Source organism: Leifsonia sp. RAF41 (assembly GCF_052114085.1).
GTDB lineage: Bacteria > Actinomycetota > Actinomycetes > Actinomycetales > Microbacteriaceae > Leifsonia.
The window spans coordinates 2,012,503-2,027,815 of record NZ_JBFREB010000001.1; the positions used below are offsets into that span (position 1 = coordinate 2,012,503).

At 68.9% G+C, this 15,313-nt stretch carries 14 protein-coding genes; 9 read left to right on the plus strand and 5 right to left on the minus strand.

The window, feature by feature from the left end:
* The first annotated feature begins 71 nt into the window (after positions 1 to 71).
* The 3 genes from AB4Y74_RS09695 to sucB all read left to right on the plus strand — a co-directional run bounded on the left by AB4Y74_RS09695 (position 72) and on the right by sucB (position 4,640).
* On the plus strand, positions 72 to 1,562 hold the full coding sequence (locus AB4Y74_RS09695; RefSeq protein WP_441798875.1) for a leucyl aminopeptidase: 1,491 nt from the start codon (positions 72 to 74) through the stop codon (positions 1,560 to 1,562).
* A 119-nt stretch (positions 1,563 to 1,681) separates the two neighbouring features.
* The gene (gene lpdA, locus AB4Y74_RS09700; protein WP_441798876.1) at positions 1,682 to 3,055 is read left to right on the plus strand and encodes a dihydrolipoyl dehydrogenase; all 1,374 of its coding nucleotides are present in this window, start codon (positions 1,682 to 1,684) and stop codon (positions 3,053 to 3,055) included.
* A gap of 79 nt (positions 3,056 to 3,134) precedes the next feature.
* Positions 3,135 to 4,640 carry a 2-oxoglutarate dehydrogenase, E2 component, dihydrolipoamide succinyltransferase gene (gene sucB / locus AB4Y74_RS09705; protein ID WP_441798877.1) on the plus strand — a complete coding sequence of 502 codons (1,506 nt, stop codon included), beginning with the start codon at positions 3,135 to 3,137 and terminating at the stop codon, positions 4,638 to 4,640.
* A 292-nt stretch (positions 4,641 to 4,932) separates the two neighbouring features.
* Here sucB and AB4Y74_RS09710 read toward each other — a convergent pair whose 3' ends face one another.
* Entirely contained in the window at positions 4,933 to 6,555 is a 1,623-nt protein-coding gene (locus tag AB4Y74_RS09710) for a hypothetical protein (protein WP_441798878.1), read from the minus strand.
* A gap of 114 nt (positions 6,556 to 6,669) precedes the next feature.
* On the opposite strand from AB4Y74_RS09710, the gene lipB reads away from it, so the two are divergent.
* The 3 genes from lipB to AB4Y74_RS09725 all read left to right on the plus strand — a co-directional run bounded on the left by lipB (position 6,670) and on the right by AB4Y74_RS09725 (position 9,073).
* Positions 6,670 to 7,329: a lipoyl(octanoyl) transferase LipB gene (gene lipB, locus AB4Y74_RS09715; RefSeq protein ID WP_441798879.1), complete on the plus strand. Its 660-nt coding sequence runs from the start codon at positions 6,670 to 6,672 to the stop codon at positions 7,327 to 7,329.
* A complete protein-coding gene (gene lipA / locus AB4Y74_RS09720; RefSeq protein ID WP_441798880.1) occupies positions 7,326 to 8,315 on the plus strand; it encodes a lipoyl synthase in 990 nt (329 codons plus the stop codon). The genes lipB and lipA overlap by 4 nt, the downstream gene beginning before the upstream one ends.
* Before the next feature lie 62 nt (positions 8,316 to 8,377).
* Positions 8,378 to 9,073: a DUF4191 domain-containing protein gene (locus AB4Y74_RS09725; protein ID WP_441798881.1), complete on the plus strand. Its 696-nt coding sequence runs from the start codon at positions 8,378 to 8,380 to the stop codon at positions 9,071 to 9,073.
* 17 nt (positions 9,074 to 9,090) lie between these two features.
* Here the strand turns inward: AB4Y74_RS09725 and AB4Y74_RS09730 are convergent, their stop codons facing one another.
* A complete protein-coding gene (locus tag AB4Y74_RS09730; protein WP_441798882.1) occupies positions 9,091 to 9,513 on the minus strand; it encodes an RDD family protein in 423 nt (140 codons plus the stop codon).
* A gap of 178 nt (positions 9,514 to 9,691) precedes the next feature.
* On the opposite strand from AB4Y74_RS09730, the gene glnA reads away from it, so the two are divergent.
* From glnA to AB4Y74_RS09745, 3 genes are all read left to right on the plus strand, one after another.
* Positions 9,692 to 11,116: a type I glutamate--ammonia ligase gene (gene glnA / locus AB4Y74_RS09735; RefSeq protein ID WP_441798883.1), complete on the plus strand. Its 1,425-nt coding sequence runs from the start codon at positions 9,692 to 9,694 to the stop codon at positions 11,114 to 11,116.
* Positions 11,117 to 11,289: 173 nt separating this feature from the next.
* Positions 11,290 to 11,718, plus strand: a complete 429-nt coding sequence (locus AB4Y74_RS09740) for a YciI family protein (RefSeq protein ID WP_441798884.1) — start codon at positions 11,290 to 11,292, stop codon at positions 11,716 to 11,718.
* Positions 11,719 to 11,746: 28 nt separating this feature from the next.
* Positions 11,747 to 12,982, plus strand: a complete 1,236-nt coding sequence (locus AB4Y74_RS09745) for an RNA polymerase sigma factor (protein WP_441798885.1) — start codon at positions 11,747 to 11,749, stop codon at positions 12,980 to 12,982.
* 83 nt (positions 12,983 to 13,065) lie between these two features.
* Here the strand turns inward: AB4Y74_RS09745 and AB4Y74_RS09750 are convergent, their stop codons facing one another.
* The 3 genes from AB4Y74_RS09750 to AB4Y74_RS09760 all read right to left on the minus strand — a co-directional run bounded on the left by AB4Y74_RS09750 (position 13,066) and on the right by AB4Y74_RS09760 (position 15,212).
* On the minus strand, positions 13,066 to 13,353 hold the full coding sequence (locus tag AB4Y74_RS09750) for a HigA family addiction module antitoxin (protein ID WP_441798886.1): 288 nt from the start codon (positions 13,351 to 13,353) through the stop codon (positions 13,066 to 13,068).
* Between the two features lie 36 nt (positions 13,354 to 13,389).
* Positions 13,390 to 13,671: a type II toxin-antitoxin system RelE/ParE family toxin gene (locus AB4Y74_RS09755; RefSeq protein ID WP_441798887.1), complete on the minus strand. Its 282-nt coding sequence runs from the start codon at positions 13,669 to 13,671 to the stop codon at positions 13,390 to 13,392.
* Positions 13,672 to 13,751: 80 nt separating this feature from the next.
* Positions 13,752 to 15,212 (minus strand): glycoside hydrolase family 26 protein, encoded by a 1,461-nt coding sequence (locus AB4Y74_RS09760; RefSeq protein WP_441798888.1) that lies wholly within the window; start codon positions 15,210 to 15,212, stop codon positions 13,752 to 13,754.
* Positions 15,213 to 15,313: the final 101 nt, after the last annotated feature.

The following is a 15,313-nucleotide window of genomic DNA, read 5'->3' on the forward strand; positions in this document are numbered from 1 at the left end:
TCGCCGGACGACGCCGGTCGACGGCGGCCAGCGGCAACGCCCACAGCGAACAGCCGCGTTAGGGTCGAGATATGACCCTTCCCACGCTGACCGTGACCGATTCCACCACTCCTGCGACCTCCCCCGACGTCCTGGTGGTCGCCGCGCGGGTCGCACGAGACGGCATCAGCGTGCTCTCCGGTTCTCGCACGGACGAGCTTGCGCGGCAGCTGCGCGACGTCGGGTTCGCGGGCGGCAAGGACGAGCTGGTGCGGCTTCCCGGGCAGGGCGACGGACCCGCACTGGCGGTGATCGGCCTGCCGGAGGGCGGCGAGGACGCCCTGCGGTACGCCGCGGGCAGCGCGGTGCGCCAACTCGCGGGTACGGCGGCTGTCGCGCTGGACCTGCCCGCCGACAGCGGCTCGCTGCTCGGTGCGGTGCTCGAAGGGGCTGCGCTCGGCGCGTACGCCTTCACGGAGTACCGCGAGAAGAGTCGCGCCGCGGCCAAGGACCCGGTCGGCTCGATCGAGGTGCTCGGCGCGGCCTCGGACGACGATACCGACGCTCTGGTCGCGCGGGCGAACGCGGTGGCGGAGGCGGCCTCGCTGGTGAAGGACCTGGTCAACATGCCGCCGCTCGACCTCTACCCCGAGACGTTCGCCGAGCGCGCGATCGCCGCCTCCTCCGACCTGCCCGTCACGGTGACCGTGTGGGATGAGGAGAAGCTCGCGGCCGACGGCTTCGGCGGCATCCTGGGCGTCGGGCAGGGCTCCACCCGCCCGCCGCGCCTGGTGAAGGTGACGTACGCACCGGAGGGGGCCGCGCGCCACCTGGCGCTGGTCGGGAAGGGCATCACGTTCGATTCGGGCGGCCTGTCGCTCAAGCCCGCCACCGGGATGGTCGGCATGAAGTACGACATGACAGGCGCAGCGACGGTGCTCGCCGTCGCGCTCGCAGCTGCGCGCCTTGCGCTGCCCGTGCGCGTCACGGCGTGGCTCTGCCTGGCCGAGAACATGCCGTCCGGCTCGGCCATCCGCCCCAACGACGTGCTCCGCATCCGCGGAGGGCGCACCGTCGAGGTGCTCAACACCGACGCCGAGGGCCGGCTCGTCCTCGCCGACGGCCTCGTCGCGGCCAGCGAGGAGCAGCCGGACGCGATCGTCGACGTGGCGACGCTGACCGGCGCCGCCATGGTGGCGCTGGGCACGCGGTACGCCGCGGTCATGGGGTCGGACGCCCTGGTGGACGAGGTGCTCACCGCCGCCAAGGAGACCGGCGAGCTGCTCTGGCCGATGCCCCTGCCGGGCGAGCTGCGCGCCACCATCAACTCCGACGTCGCGGACATCGCGAACGCGAACCCGGGGAACACCGCGGGTGGCGCCCTGCTGGCCGGTGTCTTCCTGCAGGAGTTCGTCGGTCGCACCGGCGAAGAGGACGACGCGCCGCGCATCCCCTGGGCGCACCTCGACATCGCCGGCCCGGCCAAGAGCCCGGCCGCGCCGTACGGGTTCACCGGGAAGGGACCGTCCGCCGTCAGCGTAAGGGCGCTCATCCGCCTGGCCGAGACCATTTCCGGGAAGTAGTAGGGTCGTATGGGCGGAAAAAACCGCCCATCAACATGTCTCCCGGAGCGATCCCCATCAGTGATCCCCCTCTGGGCGGCTTCGTGTCACAAGATCCTGATGCGCGAGGGAGTAACTGGGTGTCTGAGCAGAACTTTGACGTTGTGGTGCTCGGCGGTGGGAGCGGAGGCTACGCAGCAGCGCTGCGTGCGGCCGAGCTCGGCTTCACCGTCGGCATGATCGAGAAGGACAAGGTCGGCGGCACCTGCCTGCACCGCGGCTGCGTCCCGACGAAGGCGCTGCTCCACGCGGCTGAGATCGCCGACTACTCGCGCGAATCCTCCAAGTACGGCATCCTCACGGAGCTGCAGGGCGTCGACATCAACGGCGTGACCCAGTACCGCCAGGGCATCGTCGCCAAGAAGTACAAGGGCCTGCAGGGCCTGGTCAAGGCGCGCGGCATCACCGTCATCGAGGGCGAGGGCCGTCTGGTCTCCCCCACGACCGTTCAGGTCGGCGAGGACAAGATCGTCGGCAAGAACGTCATCCTCGCCACCGGCTCCTACTCGCGCTCCCTCCCGGGTCTCGAGATCGGCGGCCGCGTGATCACCAGCGAGCAGGCACTCGAGCTCGACTTCGTGCCGAAGAAGGTCGCCGTCCTCGGCGGCGGTGTCATCGGCGTGGAGTTCGCCAGCGTCTGGAAGTCGTTCGGCTCCGACGTCACCATCATCGAGGCGCTCCCCCACCTGGTCCCGAACGAGGACGAGTCGATCAGCAAGTCGCTGGAGCGCGCATTCCGCCGCCGCGGCATCGACTACCGTCTGGGCATCCGCTTCCAGGGCGTCACCCAGGACGAGAACGGCGTGGTCGTCACCCTCGAGAACGGTGACACCGTCGAGGCCGACCTGCTGCTCGTCGCCGTCGGTCGTGGCCCGCTGACCCAGGGGCTCGGCTTCGACGAGGTCGGTGTGACCATGGACCGCGGCTTCGTCATCACCGACGAGCGTCTGCACACCAACGTCCCCGGCGTCTACGCCGTCGGCGACATCGTCCCCGGCCTGCAGCTCGCGCACCGCGGCTTCCAGCAGGGCATCTTCGTGGCAGAGGAGATCGCGGGCCTGAACCCGATCATCGTCCCCGACGTCAACATCCCGAAGGTCACCTACTGCGACCCCGAGGTCGCGTCGGTCGGCCTGACCGAGGCAAAGGCCGCCGAGAAGTACGGCGCCGACAGCGTCTCGAGCTACGACTACAGCCTCGCGGGCAACGCGCGCAGCGAGATCATCGGCACCAACGGAAGCGTGAAGGTCGTCCGCCTGAACGACGGTCCCGTGCTCGGCGTGCACATGATCGGCGCTCGGGTGGGAGAGCTGATCGGCGAGGCGCAGCTGGTCGTCAACTGGGAGGCATACCCGGAAGACATCGCGCCGCTGGTGCACGCGCACCCGACGCAGAACGAGTCCCTCGGCGAGGCGTTCCTGTACCTCGCGGGCAAGCCGCTGCACACGCTCTAAGACCACGAGGCGGGTCCGCCGTGCGCGGACCCGCCTGCAATAAGCTACTGAACGATCAGGTTTTGAAGGAGAGAAGCTCATGAGCGAATCCGTCAGCCTCCCGGCGCTCGGAGAGAGCGTCACGGAAGGCACGGTCACCCGCTGGCTGAAGAATGTTGGCGACCGTGTCGAGGTGGACGAGCCCTTGCTCGAAGTCTCGACCGACAAAGTCGACACCGAGATCCCGTCGCCGGTCGCCGGCGTCATCGAGGCGATCCTGGTGCAGGAGGACGAGACCGTCGAGGTGGGCACGGCGCTCGTGACCATCGGCGACGGGTCCGGTGCAGGTGCCGAGGCGCCTGCCGCGCCCGCGGCGGAGGCTGCGCCGGCTGAGGCTGCTCCGGCTCAGGAGGCTGCACCGGCTCAGGAAGCTGCACCGGCTCAGGAGGCTGCTCCGGCTCAGGAGGCTCCCGTTCAGGAGGCTGCACCGGCCCAGGCCGCCCCCGCTCAGGAGGCTGCACCGGCTCAGGCCGCCCCGCAGGCACCTGCCGCGCCGGCACAGGCTGCCCCGGCACAGGAGACCCCCGCCCCCCAGGCTGCTGCGCCCACCCAGGCTGCCGCGCCCGCGCAGGCGGCTCCGGCCGCGCCGGCTCCCGCTGCGGCGGCCCCCGCTGCCCCTGCTTCATCGGGCGGCGCTCACGCCGGCAACGCTGGGTACGTCACCCCGATCGTCCGCAAGCTTGCGAACGAGCAGGGCGTCGACCTGTCGACCGTTACGGGCACCGGCGTCGGTGGACGCATCCGCAAGGAGGACATCCTCCAGGCGGCGGCCCCGGCCGCTTCCGCGCCGGGCGCTCCCGCCGCTGCGGCACCGGCCCCCGAGGTCTCGCCGCTCCGCGGCACGACGCAGCCGATGTCGCGTCTTCGCAAGGTGGTCGCCGAGCGCGCCGTCGTGTCGATGCAGTCGACCGCCCAGCTCACCAGCGTGGTCGAGGTCGATGTCACCAAGGTGGCCGCGTTCCGCGACCGAGTGAAGGGCGACTTCGTCGCGAAGACGGGCGTGAAGCTGTCCTTCCTGCCGTTCTTCGCGCTCGCTGCCGCCGAGGCCCTGAAGACCTACCCGGTCATCAACGCCACGGTCGACGGTGACAGCATCGTCTACCCGGACCACGAGAACATCTCGATCGCCGTGGACACCGAGCGCGGCCTGCTCACCCCCGTGGTGCGCAACGCGTCCGAGCTCAACCTGGTCGACCTCGCCAAGCAGATCGCGGACCTTGCCGGCCGCACGCGCGACAACCGGCTCAAGCCGGACGAGCTCGCCGGTGGCACGTTCACGCTGACGAACACGGGTTCGCGCGGTGCGCTGTTCGACACCCCGCTCGTCTTCCTCCCGCAGGTCGCGATCCTCGGAACCGGCATCGTCACCAAGAAGCCGGTCGTCGTTTCGGCTGACGGCTCCGACTCCATCGCGATCCGCTCGACGGTGTACCTGGCGCTCTCCTACGATCACCGCATCGTGGACGGCGCCGACGCGGCCCGCTTCCTCGTCGCGGTCAAGAACCGTCTCGAGGGCGGCAACTTCGAGGGCAACCTCGGTCTCTAGACCGTCGCGGGAACACCGCCCGCAGTCGTCAACCGGCCCCGCTCCTGACCAGCAGCGGGGCCGGTTCGCTGTGCGGGCTCCGTACGGTTTCTGCGTTCTCCGCGGAGGAGACAACGCGAAACGGAGGCCTCGCGCCTTCCAGCGGGTCCGAACCTCCTCCGTTTCCTGCACATCACGGGGGCCGCTGCCCGCATCTCCTCCGTTTCCGGCCTGCCCGAAACCGGGAGTCAGCGATGCGGCACTCCGCGGCCGGTGACCAGTGGAGTTCCCGCGACCCGGTATCGGTGCCGCGTCAGGGGAACACCGCCCGTAGCCGCCACCCCGAATCGCTCTCCACCAGGAGAAACGAGGCGTGCTCGCTGTGCGGGGTGCGGGCCGGATCCGGCACGACTCCGATCAGTGCCGCGTCGCCCCATCGCTCGACGAGGCTCAATGCCGCGCCCCCGTAGTCGCGTGCCTCGGCCGCTCCCGTCGATTTCAGCGCCTGCGTCTCCTGCGCGATGAAGGCCGGCTCACCATCGAGGACCGTCGACAAGCACTCGGCAGCGGTCGGCCGGGCGGTGAAGCAGGCATGCCGCGCCTCCAGGAGGGAACCGGCCGCCACCACAGGGTCGTCTGCCTGCGTTCCCACCGCGGCATCCGGACCGGTACCAGGCGTACCGGCGGCCGGGGGTTTCGTGGGAGGCGCGGGAGGGGATGACGGAATCGGGCCGTCGACCGCCCGCACCGACGGCCACGGCGACGGCGTCGCCGACGACCTCTGCGGCGCAACCGCGCCTCCTCCGCTCGCCACACCCGCCGCCGGACTGCCCCCCATTGACCTGTCGCCGGCCCGATCGGCTGCCGTCGCGCTGTCGGCGGGGGCGGCCGGCACGAGCGCTACAACGGCCAATGCCGCCGCCAGCGGCACCAGACCGGCGATCACCACGGCTGGTCGCCGCCGAAGCCACACACCCAGCCGACGGCCGACGACTCGAGCCGGCTCACCATCCAAAAAGGCCATCGCCGCAGCAACGGAAGCGGCAGCGCGCCCCTTCACTCGTCCCACCGACGCGCGCCCGGCACGGCTGGGGGCAGCGCCGCCGGTTGCATCCGAGGTGCGCCGCCAGGTACTCGGCGACAGCCAAACCGCCCCTGGGCGATTCTCGACGGGCGGCTTGAGCGGCTGTCCGCCTGCAGCGCTCAGGGCGACCGGCTCCGGTGAGGCCACCGCGAGCACCGCCTCCTCCAGCGCACGCCACGTTCCCCGTCGTAGTCCCGCTTCAATCGCGGAGAGCAACCGCATCCCGGAACCGTCCGTCACCGTGAGACACACCCGGTGCGCGAGCGAGTAGAACGCGCCGGCGTCGGCTACGGCCGCCTCCGGCTCCCAGGACACCGTCGCATCCAGCGCATCGAGCGCCGGGCAGCCGTCGGTCGCGAACACCACACCCGAAGCCGACAAGTCAGGGCGCGCCCAACCGCTCGCGTGGAGCGCCGCGACACCCGCAGCCACCCCCAGGAGGATGGTCGAAGCCTCCCCGCCGCGCAACCCGCCCTGCCGCAGCAGGAGTGTGTCGAGTCCGATCGGCGCATGTTGCAGGAGCACGGCATCCCATTCCCGCTGCCGCACGCGCCGTGGGGGAAGCTCGCGCACCACTCCGACCACATGCTCGGTGGCAGCGTCGCGTCGGACGCGTGCGTCTCTCGGCGGATCCGCGCCGAGCCGCTCGCGCACCCGCAGTGTGCATAGCCCGGGTAACCCGGTCCCCGAGACCACAGCCCGCACTTCGCCCGGCGCACCGCCGTCGCCCGGCCGCACGTCGCCGAGTTCGAGCAGCTTCCATCCTTCGGCATCGGCGTGGAACCGCGCCGCGCGCCGGAGATCGGTAGAAGTCGGAACGAGGGAGCGAGCGAAGCGCGACGTACGGGTCATGCACCCCATTCCAGACGACAGTGCGATCGCGCGCGGCGCCTCCGACAGATCTGTGCAGAACCGGCCAGTGGCCCCACCTGTGAGCACGAACGCGGTCTCGCATAGACTGGCGCTGTGACCACGTATGACGTCACGGGGCTAAGCGCCAACTCCGTGCCGTATCTCGAGGCCCTTCAACAGCAGCGTGCCCTGCACGCCGCCGTCGTCGCAGGCCGGGCGCCCGATACCGTCATCCTCCTCGAGCACCCGCCGGTGTACACCGCGGGCAAGCGAACCGACCCCGACGAACGTCCGACCGACGGAACCCCCGTCGTCGACGTCGACCGGGGCGGCAAGATCACCTGGCACGGGCCGGGGCAGCTCGTCGGGTACCCGATCCTCCGCCTCCACGACCCCATCGACGTCGTCGGCTACGTCCGCGCGCTCGAACGGGTGCTCATCGACGTCCTCGCCCGGTTGGGCATCACCGGTGAGCAGATCGAGGGTCGTTCGGGCGTGTGGATGCGTCCCGCGCACAACCCGGGGGCCCGGACCGACGAGAAGATCGCCGCCATCGGCATCCGTGTCGCAGAGGGCGTCACCATGCATGGCTTCGCGCTGAACTGCTCCAACAGTCTCGACGCGTACGAGAGGATCGTCGCCTGCGGCATCCGCGACGCCGGAGTGACCACGATCTCCCGCGTTCTCGGCCGCACGGTGACTCCTCAGGATGTGGCGCCGCTCGTGATGGACGCGTTCGACCTGGAGTTCACCACTGCCGAGGCCGTCGCGTGAGCGCCGTACCCGAGGGGCGCCGGATGCTGCGCCTCGAGGTCCGCAACGCCCAGACCCCCATCGAGCGCAAGCCCGAGTGGATCAAGACGAAGGCGAAGATGGGTCCCGAGTACCGCCAGCTGCAGAGCCTGGTGAAGTCGGAGGAGCTGCACACGGTCTGTCAGGAGGCCGGCTGCCCGAACATCTACGAGTGCTGGGAGGACCGGGAGGCGACGTTCCTCATCGGCGGTTCGCAGTGCACTCGTCGCTGCGACTTCTGCCAGATCGACACCGGCAAGCCCGCGGACTTCGACCGCGACGAGCCGCGGCGGGTCGCGGAGTCCGTCCAGCGGATGGGTCTCCGCTACGCCACCGTCACCGGTGTCGCGCGCGACGACCTGCCCGACGAGGGATCCTGGCTGTACGCGGAGACGATCCGCGAGATCCACCGCCAGTCCCCCGGAACCGGTGTCGAGATCCTCGTGCCCGACTTCTCCGGCAACCCGGCCCATCTCGGCGAGGTCTTCTCGGCAGCTCCCGAGGTGTTCGCGCACAACGTCGAGACGGTTCCCCGCATCTTCAAGCGGATCCGGCCGGCCTTCCGCTACGAACGGTCTCTCGACGTCCTGACGCAGGGACGCGCGGCGGGGCTGATCACCAAGTCCAACCTCATCCTCGGGATGGGCGAGGAGCGTCACGAGGTGAGCACGGCCCTCCGGGACCTCCACGACGCGGGCACCGACATCATCACCATCACGCAGTATCTGCGGCCGAGTCCCCGTCACCTTCCCGTTGCGCGCTGGGTGCATCCTGACGAGTTCGTGGAGTTGAAGCAGGAGGCGGAGGAGATCGGCTTCCTCGGCGTCCTCGCCGGCCCACTGGTCCGCTCGTCGTACCGCGCGGGGCGGCTGTGGGCACAGTCGATGCAGGCGAAAGGTCGCCCTGTCCCGGACGAACTCCAGCACCTCGCGGACGCGTCGCTCGGTTTCGCGCAGGCCGTCTCCTGAGGGCCCTCCCCCCGTAGCGAACGGGTCGTCTGGAACGCTGCAGAGCCGGTATCCTTGGACCTATGGCAAAGGACAAGTCCACCAAGGAGCCCGGCCGTCTGAAGCAGATGTGGCAGGTGTTCCAGATGACCCGCCGGTACGACAACCGCGCGGTGCTCTACATCGCCCTCGGGGCTGTCCTTCCGATCATCGTCGGCGTCGTCGTCGCCGTGTTCTTCTCGGGCGGCAACGTCTTCACGATGGTGCTGTGGATCCTCGCGGGCGTGCTCGCCGGTGTCCTGATCGCACTGATCATCCTGGGCCGACGCGCCGAGCGTGCCGCCTACTCGCAGATCGAGGGCCAGCCTGGCGCGGTCGGGGCCGTTCTTCGGTCGTCGCTGAAGCGCAGCTGGCGCGGCTCCGAGATGCCCGTGGCCGTCAACGGCAAGACGCAGGATGCGGTCTACCGGGCGACCGGCCGCGGCGGCGTCGTCCTCATCAGTGAGGGCCCTGTGACGCGGACCAAGCGCATGGTCGACGAGGAGCGCCGCAAGGTGAACCGCATCCTCCCGAACGTGCCCGTGACCGTGATCTCCGTCGGGCCGGATGCCAACTCGGTCGCGCTGCACAAGGTCCCGCGCACCCTCGCGAGGATCAAGCCGACACTGACCAAGGCCGAGGTGCTGGCAATCAGCAACCGGCTCCAGTCGATCGAGAACCAGATGCCGATCCCGAAGGGCATCGACCCGATGAAGGTTCGCGCGCAGCGCGCCCGCTGACCCTGGTTCGGCGCCCGTCAGGCGCGGATGAGAACGGTCCCGGCGATCTTGTCGTGGAAGCCGCGCTGGTCCGAGTCCCAGACGAGCGCGGGGATCGCGATGCACAGGAGCAGCGTGCGGACGACGGGACGCCAGATCCCGACCCAGCCGCCGCGGACCGCGACCACGCGCATCCCGAAGATGCGGTGCCCGAGGCTCCCGCCGATGGTCGGGACGAAGACGATCTGCAGGAGGGCGAAGATGCCGATCGTCGCCCACGAGTCGTAGCGGAAGAACGCAAACGACAGGAACGACGCGATCGCCCAGTCCACCACGATCGCTCCGATGCGGCGACCTACCCGACCCACCGAGCGCGGACCCGTCTCGGGAAGACCGAGACGCTCCCCCGGGTAGCGACTGGGGGCGACGTTCGCGGGACGGTTGGCGGGGTTCTGCGGCACGCGCCGAGTCTACCGAGCGCGACCGAACCCATCCTGAGCACGCCCATCCCCGGCCCGGGTACGCGTAACATGCTCGAAACATTTGCGTCACCCCCGGGAAACGGCCTCCCCGTACGGTTGACCCGTGGACTGCACGCGCAGTCCCTCACCCGCACAAAGCCATTTGGGAGTCGTCCGCATGTTCCGTGATTCTTCCGAGGTGCTCAAGTTCATCAAGGACACCGACGTCAAGTTCCTTGATATCCGCTTCACCGACCTGCCCGGTGTGCAGCAGCACTTCAACATCCCCGCCGCGACCGTCGACGAGGAGTTCTTCTCCGTCGGCCAGCTCTTCGACGGCTCCTCGATCCGCGGATTCGCGTCGATCCACGAGTCCGACATGCAGCTCATCCCGGATGTGTCGACGGCCTACGTCGACCCCTTCCGCGCCGAGCGCACGCTCATCATGGTGTTCGACATCTACAACCCGCGGAACGGCGAGATCTACGCCAAGGACCCGCGCCAGGTGGCCAAGAAGGCCGAGAAGTACCTCGCGTCGACGGGCATCGCCGACACCGCGTACTTCGCTCCGGAGGCGGAGTTCTACATCTTCGACGACGTGCGCTACGAGGTGAAGCAGAACTCCAGCTTCTACTCCGTCGACTCGGAGGAGGGCGCCTGGAACTCCGGCCGCGTCGAAGAGGGCGGCAACCTCGCGAACAAGACCCCCTACAAGGGCGGCTACTTCCCCGTCAGCCCCGTCGACAAGCAGGCCGACCTGCGCGACGACATCTCGCTCAAGCTGATCGACGCCGGTCTCATCCTGGAGCGCGCGCACCACGAGGTGGGCACCGGCGGCCAGGCCGAGATCAACTACCGCTTCGACACGATGGTCCACGCGGCGGACGACATCCTCAAGTTCAAGTACATCGTCAAGAACACGGCGAACGAGTGGGGCAAGACGGCGACGTTCATGCCGAAGCCGCTGTTCGGCGACAACGGCTCGGGCATGCACACCCACCAGTCGCTGTGGAGCGACGGCAAGCCGCTCTTCTACGACGAGGCCGGCTACGGCGGCCTTTCGGACGTTGCGCGCTGGTACATCGGCGGCCTGCTGAAGCACGCCCCCGCCGTCCTCGCCTTCACGAACCCGACGGTGAACTCGTTCCACCGCCTGGTCCCCGGCTTCGAGGCCCCGGTCAACCTGGTCTACTCGGCCGGTAACCGATCCGCGTCGATCCGCATCCCGATCACGGGCAGCAACCCGAAGGCGAAGCGCATCGAGTTCCGTGCGCCCGACGCCTCCGGCAACCCGTACCTCGCCTTCGCCGCCCAGCTGATGGCCGGCCTCGATGGCATCAAGAACCGCATCGAGCCGCACGAGCCGGTCGACAAGGACCTGTACGAGCTTCCCCCGGAGGAGGCCAAGAACATCCCGCAGGTTCCGGCGTCGCTCGGCGAGGCCCTCGACGCGCTCGAGGCCGACCACGACTTCCTCCTCGCCGGCGGCGTGTTCAGCGCTGAGCTCATCGAGACCTGGATCGAGTACAAGCGCGAGAAGGAGATCAAGCCGCTCGCACAGCGTCCGCACCCCTTCGAGTACGAGCTGTACTACGGGGTCTGATCGCCAGACGCACCGCAGAGGGGCCGCTTTCCGTTCGGAAGGCGGCCCCTTTTGCCGTCTACCGCCTCATTCCCGAAAAAAGATTCCGGAGCCATGTCGACCTCCGCTCGTGCCGTTCGACACGAAGATAGGAGGGTGCGAGGAACGCACCCGGAACGTTGAGGGAGACACCCATGAAGTACATGCTGATCATGCGCTCGAACGATGCTGCCAAGCAGGCCTACGAGGGGATGGACTTCAACGAAGTCATCACCAAGATGGGCCAGTACAACGAGCAGCTCATCAACGCCGGCGTACTGCTGGCCGGCGACGGCCTCGCGGATGACGTCGAGACCACCGGTTTCGTCGTCGACTTCTCGACCACGCCGCCCGCGATCACCGATGGCCCCTACGGAGAGACGCACGAGTTGTTCAACGGGTTCTGGATTCTCGAGGTGAGCTCCAAGGAGGAGGCCGCCGAGTGGGCGAGCCGCTGCCCGCTGACGCCGGGGTCCAAGCTGGAGGTGCGCCGGGTCACCGATGAGAGCGACTTCGCCGCGTTCGCCGACAACGAGTACATCCAGAAGGAGGCCGAGTGGCGCGCAGCCGCCGAGAAGGCGTGACGGTCGCCGCAGGAGGGGACGCAGTCCGGTGAACGGGATCCCGGCCCGGGTCGACGCCGTCTGGCGCATCGATGGCGCGCGCGTCGTGGCGACGCTCGCCAAGATGACCGGCGACGTCGGCCTGGCTGAGGATCTCGCGCAGGAAGCGCTCGTGGAGGCGTTGCGGCAGTGGCCGAGGGATGGCGTTCCGGACAACCCTGGCGGCTGGCTGACCGCGGTCGCCAAGCGGCGCGCGATCGACCAGTGGCGCCGACGGGACCGACTCGATGACCGCTACCGTGCGATAGCAGCCACGCTCGAGGAGTCGACGGACGCCGACTGGGAGCCGATCGACGACGACGTCCTCCGGCTCGTCTTCACCGCATGCCACCCCGTCCTCTCGCGTGAGGCGCAGGTCGCGCTGACTCTGCGCATCGTCGCCGGGCTCAGCACGGAGGAGATCGCGCGGATGTACTTCGTGCCTGTCGCGACGGTACAGCAGCGGATCGTCCGCGCGAAGAAGACGATCGCGGCCGCGCGCATCCCTTTCGCCTCGCCGGAGCCCTCCGAATGGAAGGAGCGCCTCGCGGGCGTTCTCGCGGTCGTCTACCTGGTGTTCACCGAGGGATACGCGGCGACGACCGGGTCCGAATGGATGCGCACCGACCTGGCCAACGAAGCGCTGCGGCTCGGCCGGATGGTTGCGGCGCTCCTCCCGCGAGAGCCTGAAGCGCACGGCCTGGTCGCGCTCATGGAGTTGCAGGCGGCCCGCTTCGCCGCCCGCACGCATCCCGATGGCGCCCCTATCCTGCTCGCCGATCAGGACCGCACCCGGTGGGACCGCTCGCAGATCGTGCGCGGTCGGGCCGCACTCGCGCGGGCGGACGCTCTCGGACGGGGGCGCGGTCCGTACGCTCTGCAGGCGGCGATTGCGGAGTGCCACGCCATCGCGCCGACGGTAGAGGACACCGACTGGGACCGCATCGTCGTCCTCTACGAGGCGCTCGGACGCATCGCGCCGAGCCCGGTGGCCGAGCTGAACCGGGCGGCCGCCGTGTCGATGGCGACCGGTCCGGCCAGCGCGCTGCGGATCACGGACGAACTGGCCGCACAGGGCGCACTCCGAGGCTCGCACCTGCTCCCGAGCGTGCGCGGCGAGCTGCTGGCGCGCCTCGGACGGACGGAGGAGGCCGTCTCTGAGCTCACGACGGCCGCCGCGCTGGTCGCGAACGACCGTCAGCGGCAGGTGCTGCTGGACAAGGCCGCCAGACTTCGCGAGGGGTGAGGGCCGCGCTGGACGTTTACATGGCGGCGCTAGGATCACGTTCGTGTGGTCAATCGCTTAAGCATCGGTAGCGGCCCCACTGGTCAGCCGGCCTGCAGCGGCCGGATCTCGTCGAAGTCGGAGGCGTGCAAAGCGAGTGCCCGCTCGAGGTCGTAGTGCGCCTGGAGGTTCAGCCAGAACTCTGCTGTCGTCCCGAACGCCCGCGAGAACCGCAGCGCGGTGTCCGGCGTGATGGCCCTCTTGCCCGCAACGATGTCGCCGATGCGCTGGGCAGGCACGTGCACCGCCTTGGCGAGGGCGTACTTGGTGAGGCCAAGGGGCCGCATGAACTCCTCGTGTAGTACCTCGCCAGGTGTGATGAAGTCATTCATGGCGCCCTCCTCGGTGGTGCGTATCGTCAATACGGTTCAGTGGTAGTCGACGATCTCTACATCCGCAGGACCCCCTGGAGTCCAGATGAAGCAGATGCGGAACTGGTCATTGATGCGGATGCTGAACTGGCCGCTTCTGTCACCGCTGAGCTTCTCCAATCGGTTGCCTGGTGGCACTCGGCAGTCGTTGAGATCGGCGGCCGCATTCAGCATGGTGAGTTTCCGTCGTGCGATCCGTCTGAGGTCGGGACCGAACCGCCTCACGGCGATCCCCTGCCAGATCGCCTCGGTGTCGCGGTCGGCGAAAGAGTGGAGCATATGCGATAATAACGCGTGGCGTGATTAACGTCAAACGTTACTAAAGCGCACTGCGAATCGCCGACGATCCGGGCCGGGGATCAGTCGGCCGGGATGAGGGCGAAGTTCGCCCCCGGTTGCGAGATGCCCCGGGAGAAGGCAGCGAGCGAGTCGGAGCGGGAGTCGATGCGCCAGTCGTTCGTCGAGCGCTCCCCGCCGACGTAGCTCGTGATCGCGAGACTGAACCAGCTGAACCCGATGATGTCCGCGTTCTTCGGGTCGGCGAAGCCGTCGAAGAAGCCCTTCACCCAGGCCGGCTTGTGGCCGTCGGTCTCCGAGGCACCAACCTCGGCGAGCAGGATGGGCTTGGAGGTGAGAGCGCGCAGCTGGGCCAGGCTGGAGTCGTAGGTGTACGAGAAGGTGAAATCGTTGCCGGCGCGCCACGGTGGCCGCAGGTACCCCGAGAGCCCGACCCAGTCGACGTAGGCGTCACCCGGGTAGTAGCCGGCCAGAAACTCCTGGGTCGCGTGCGACGGCGGTTGCATGTTGTTGATGATGTTCGGCGCCCACGTCCAGATGACGAGGTTGTTCGCGCCCTCCTGCTGGAAGATGTCGTGCACGTGGCGCCACATCTTCACATAATCGCCCACGTTGTTGCCGTTGATGGGCTTGTTGCTGCCGTTCCGTTCCGACCAGGGGTACCAGGTTCCGTTCATCTCGTGGTCGAGGCGGATTGCGACCGGCAGCCCGGTCGCGATGATGTCCTTCGCGTACTGGTGCAGGTAGGCGTCGAAGCCGCCGCCGATGATGGTGGGCAGCGAGTACTCCGGCGCCGAGTTGGAGTTGTTCCCGGCGGCGATGGGACGCGACTCCCAGGTGAGCAGCGGCAGTCGGTCCTGCTGCCAGGCCCTGGTGACCGCACTGGCCCGGAAGTTCTCATCCCACCCGCTGAAGTAGCCGACGACGTTCGGCTGCACGCCGACCTTCTTCGAGGTGGCGTCGAACGTCGCCCAGTTGAATGGCGCCTGCTCCGTGTACATCCCGAAGTAGCGCTTCTCCGGGTGGAGGAGGCTGTCGCGCGTCGGCGCGGTGATCGCCGCGGGCTGCGTGCCGGGGGAACCGCCGCCGGGCGAGGGATGAGTACTTCCGGCCGACGAGCCCGCGCCGCCGGACCCGGATAGTCCGCCGCCGGTCCCCTGCGCCTTCAGTTGCGCGATCTCCCCCTGCGCCGCCGCCAGCTGCTGTTGGGCGGCGGCGAGCTCTTTGACGTGCGCGGCCGCAGCCGTCGCTGCTGCGGCGGCCTGGCTTTTCAGCTTGGTGTTCTGCGCGGATACCGTGCCCCTGGTCGCGGTCAGCTGACGCTTCAGCAGGATGTTCTGCGTAGCCAGGGGGTTCGTTGCGGCGATGACGCTGTCCGCCACGCGTCGCACGGGGTTCTCCGGCGTCGACCAGACGAACCAGGACACGGCGATGAGGCAGGCGGTCAGGGCAGCTGCGGCGACCGCGGTGATACGGGCGTTGGTTCTGCTGCGGGCCCAGAATCGGGGTGCGCGGGTCGACATGAGTGACCTCCAGGTCGGGAGGGGGCACATCCACATCGTCGGGGACCGGGTGGCCCCAGTGTGGGGGTCACTGAGGAGGGTTGCAACGGTTCCGGTCCGGA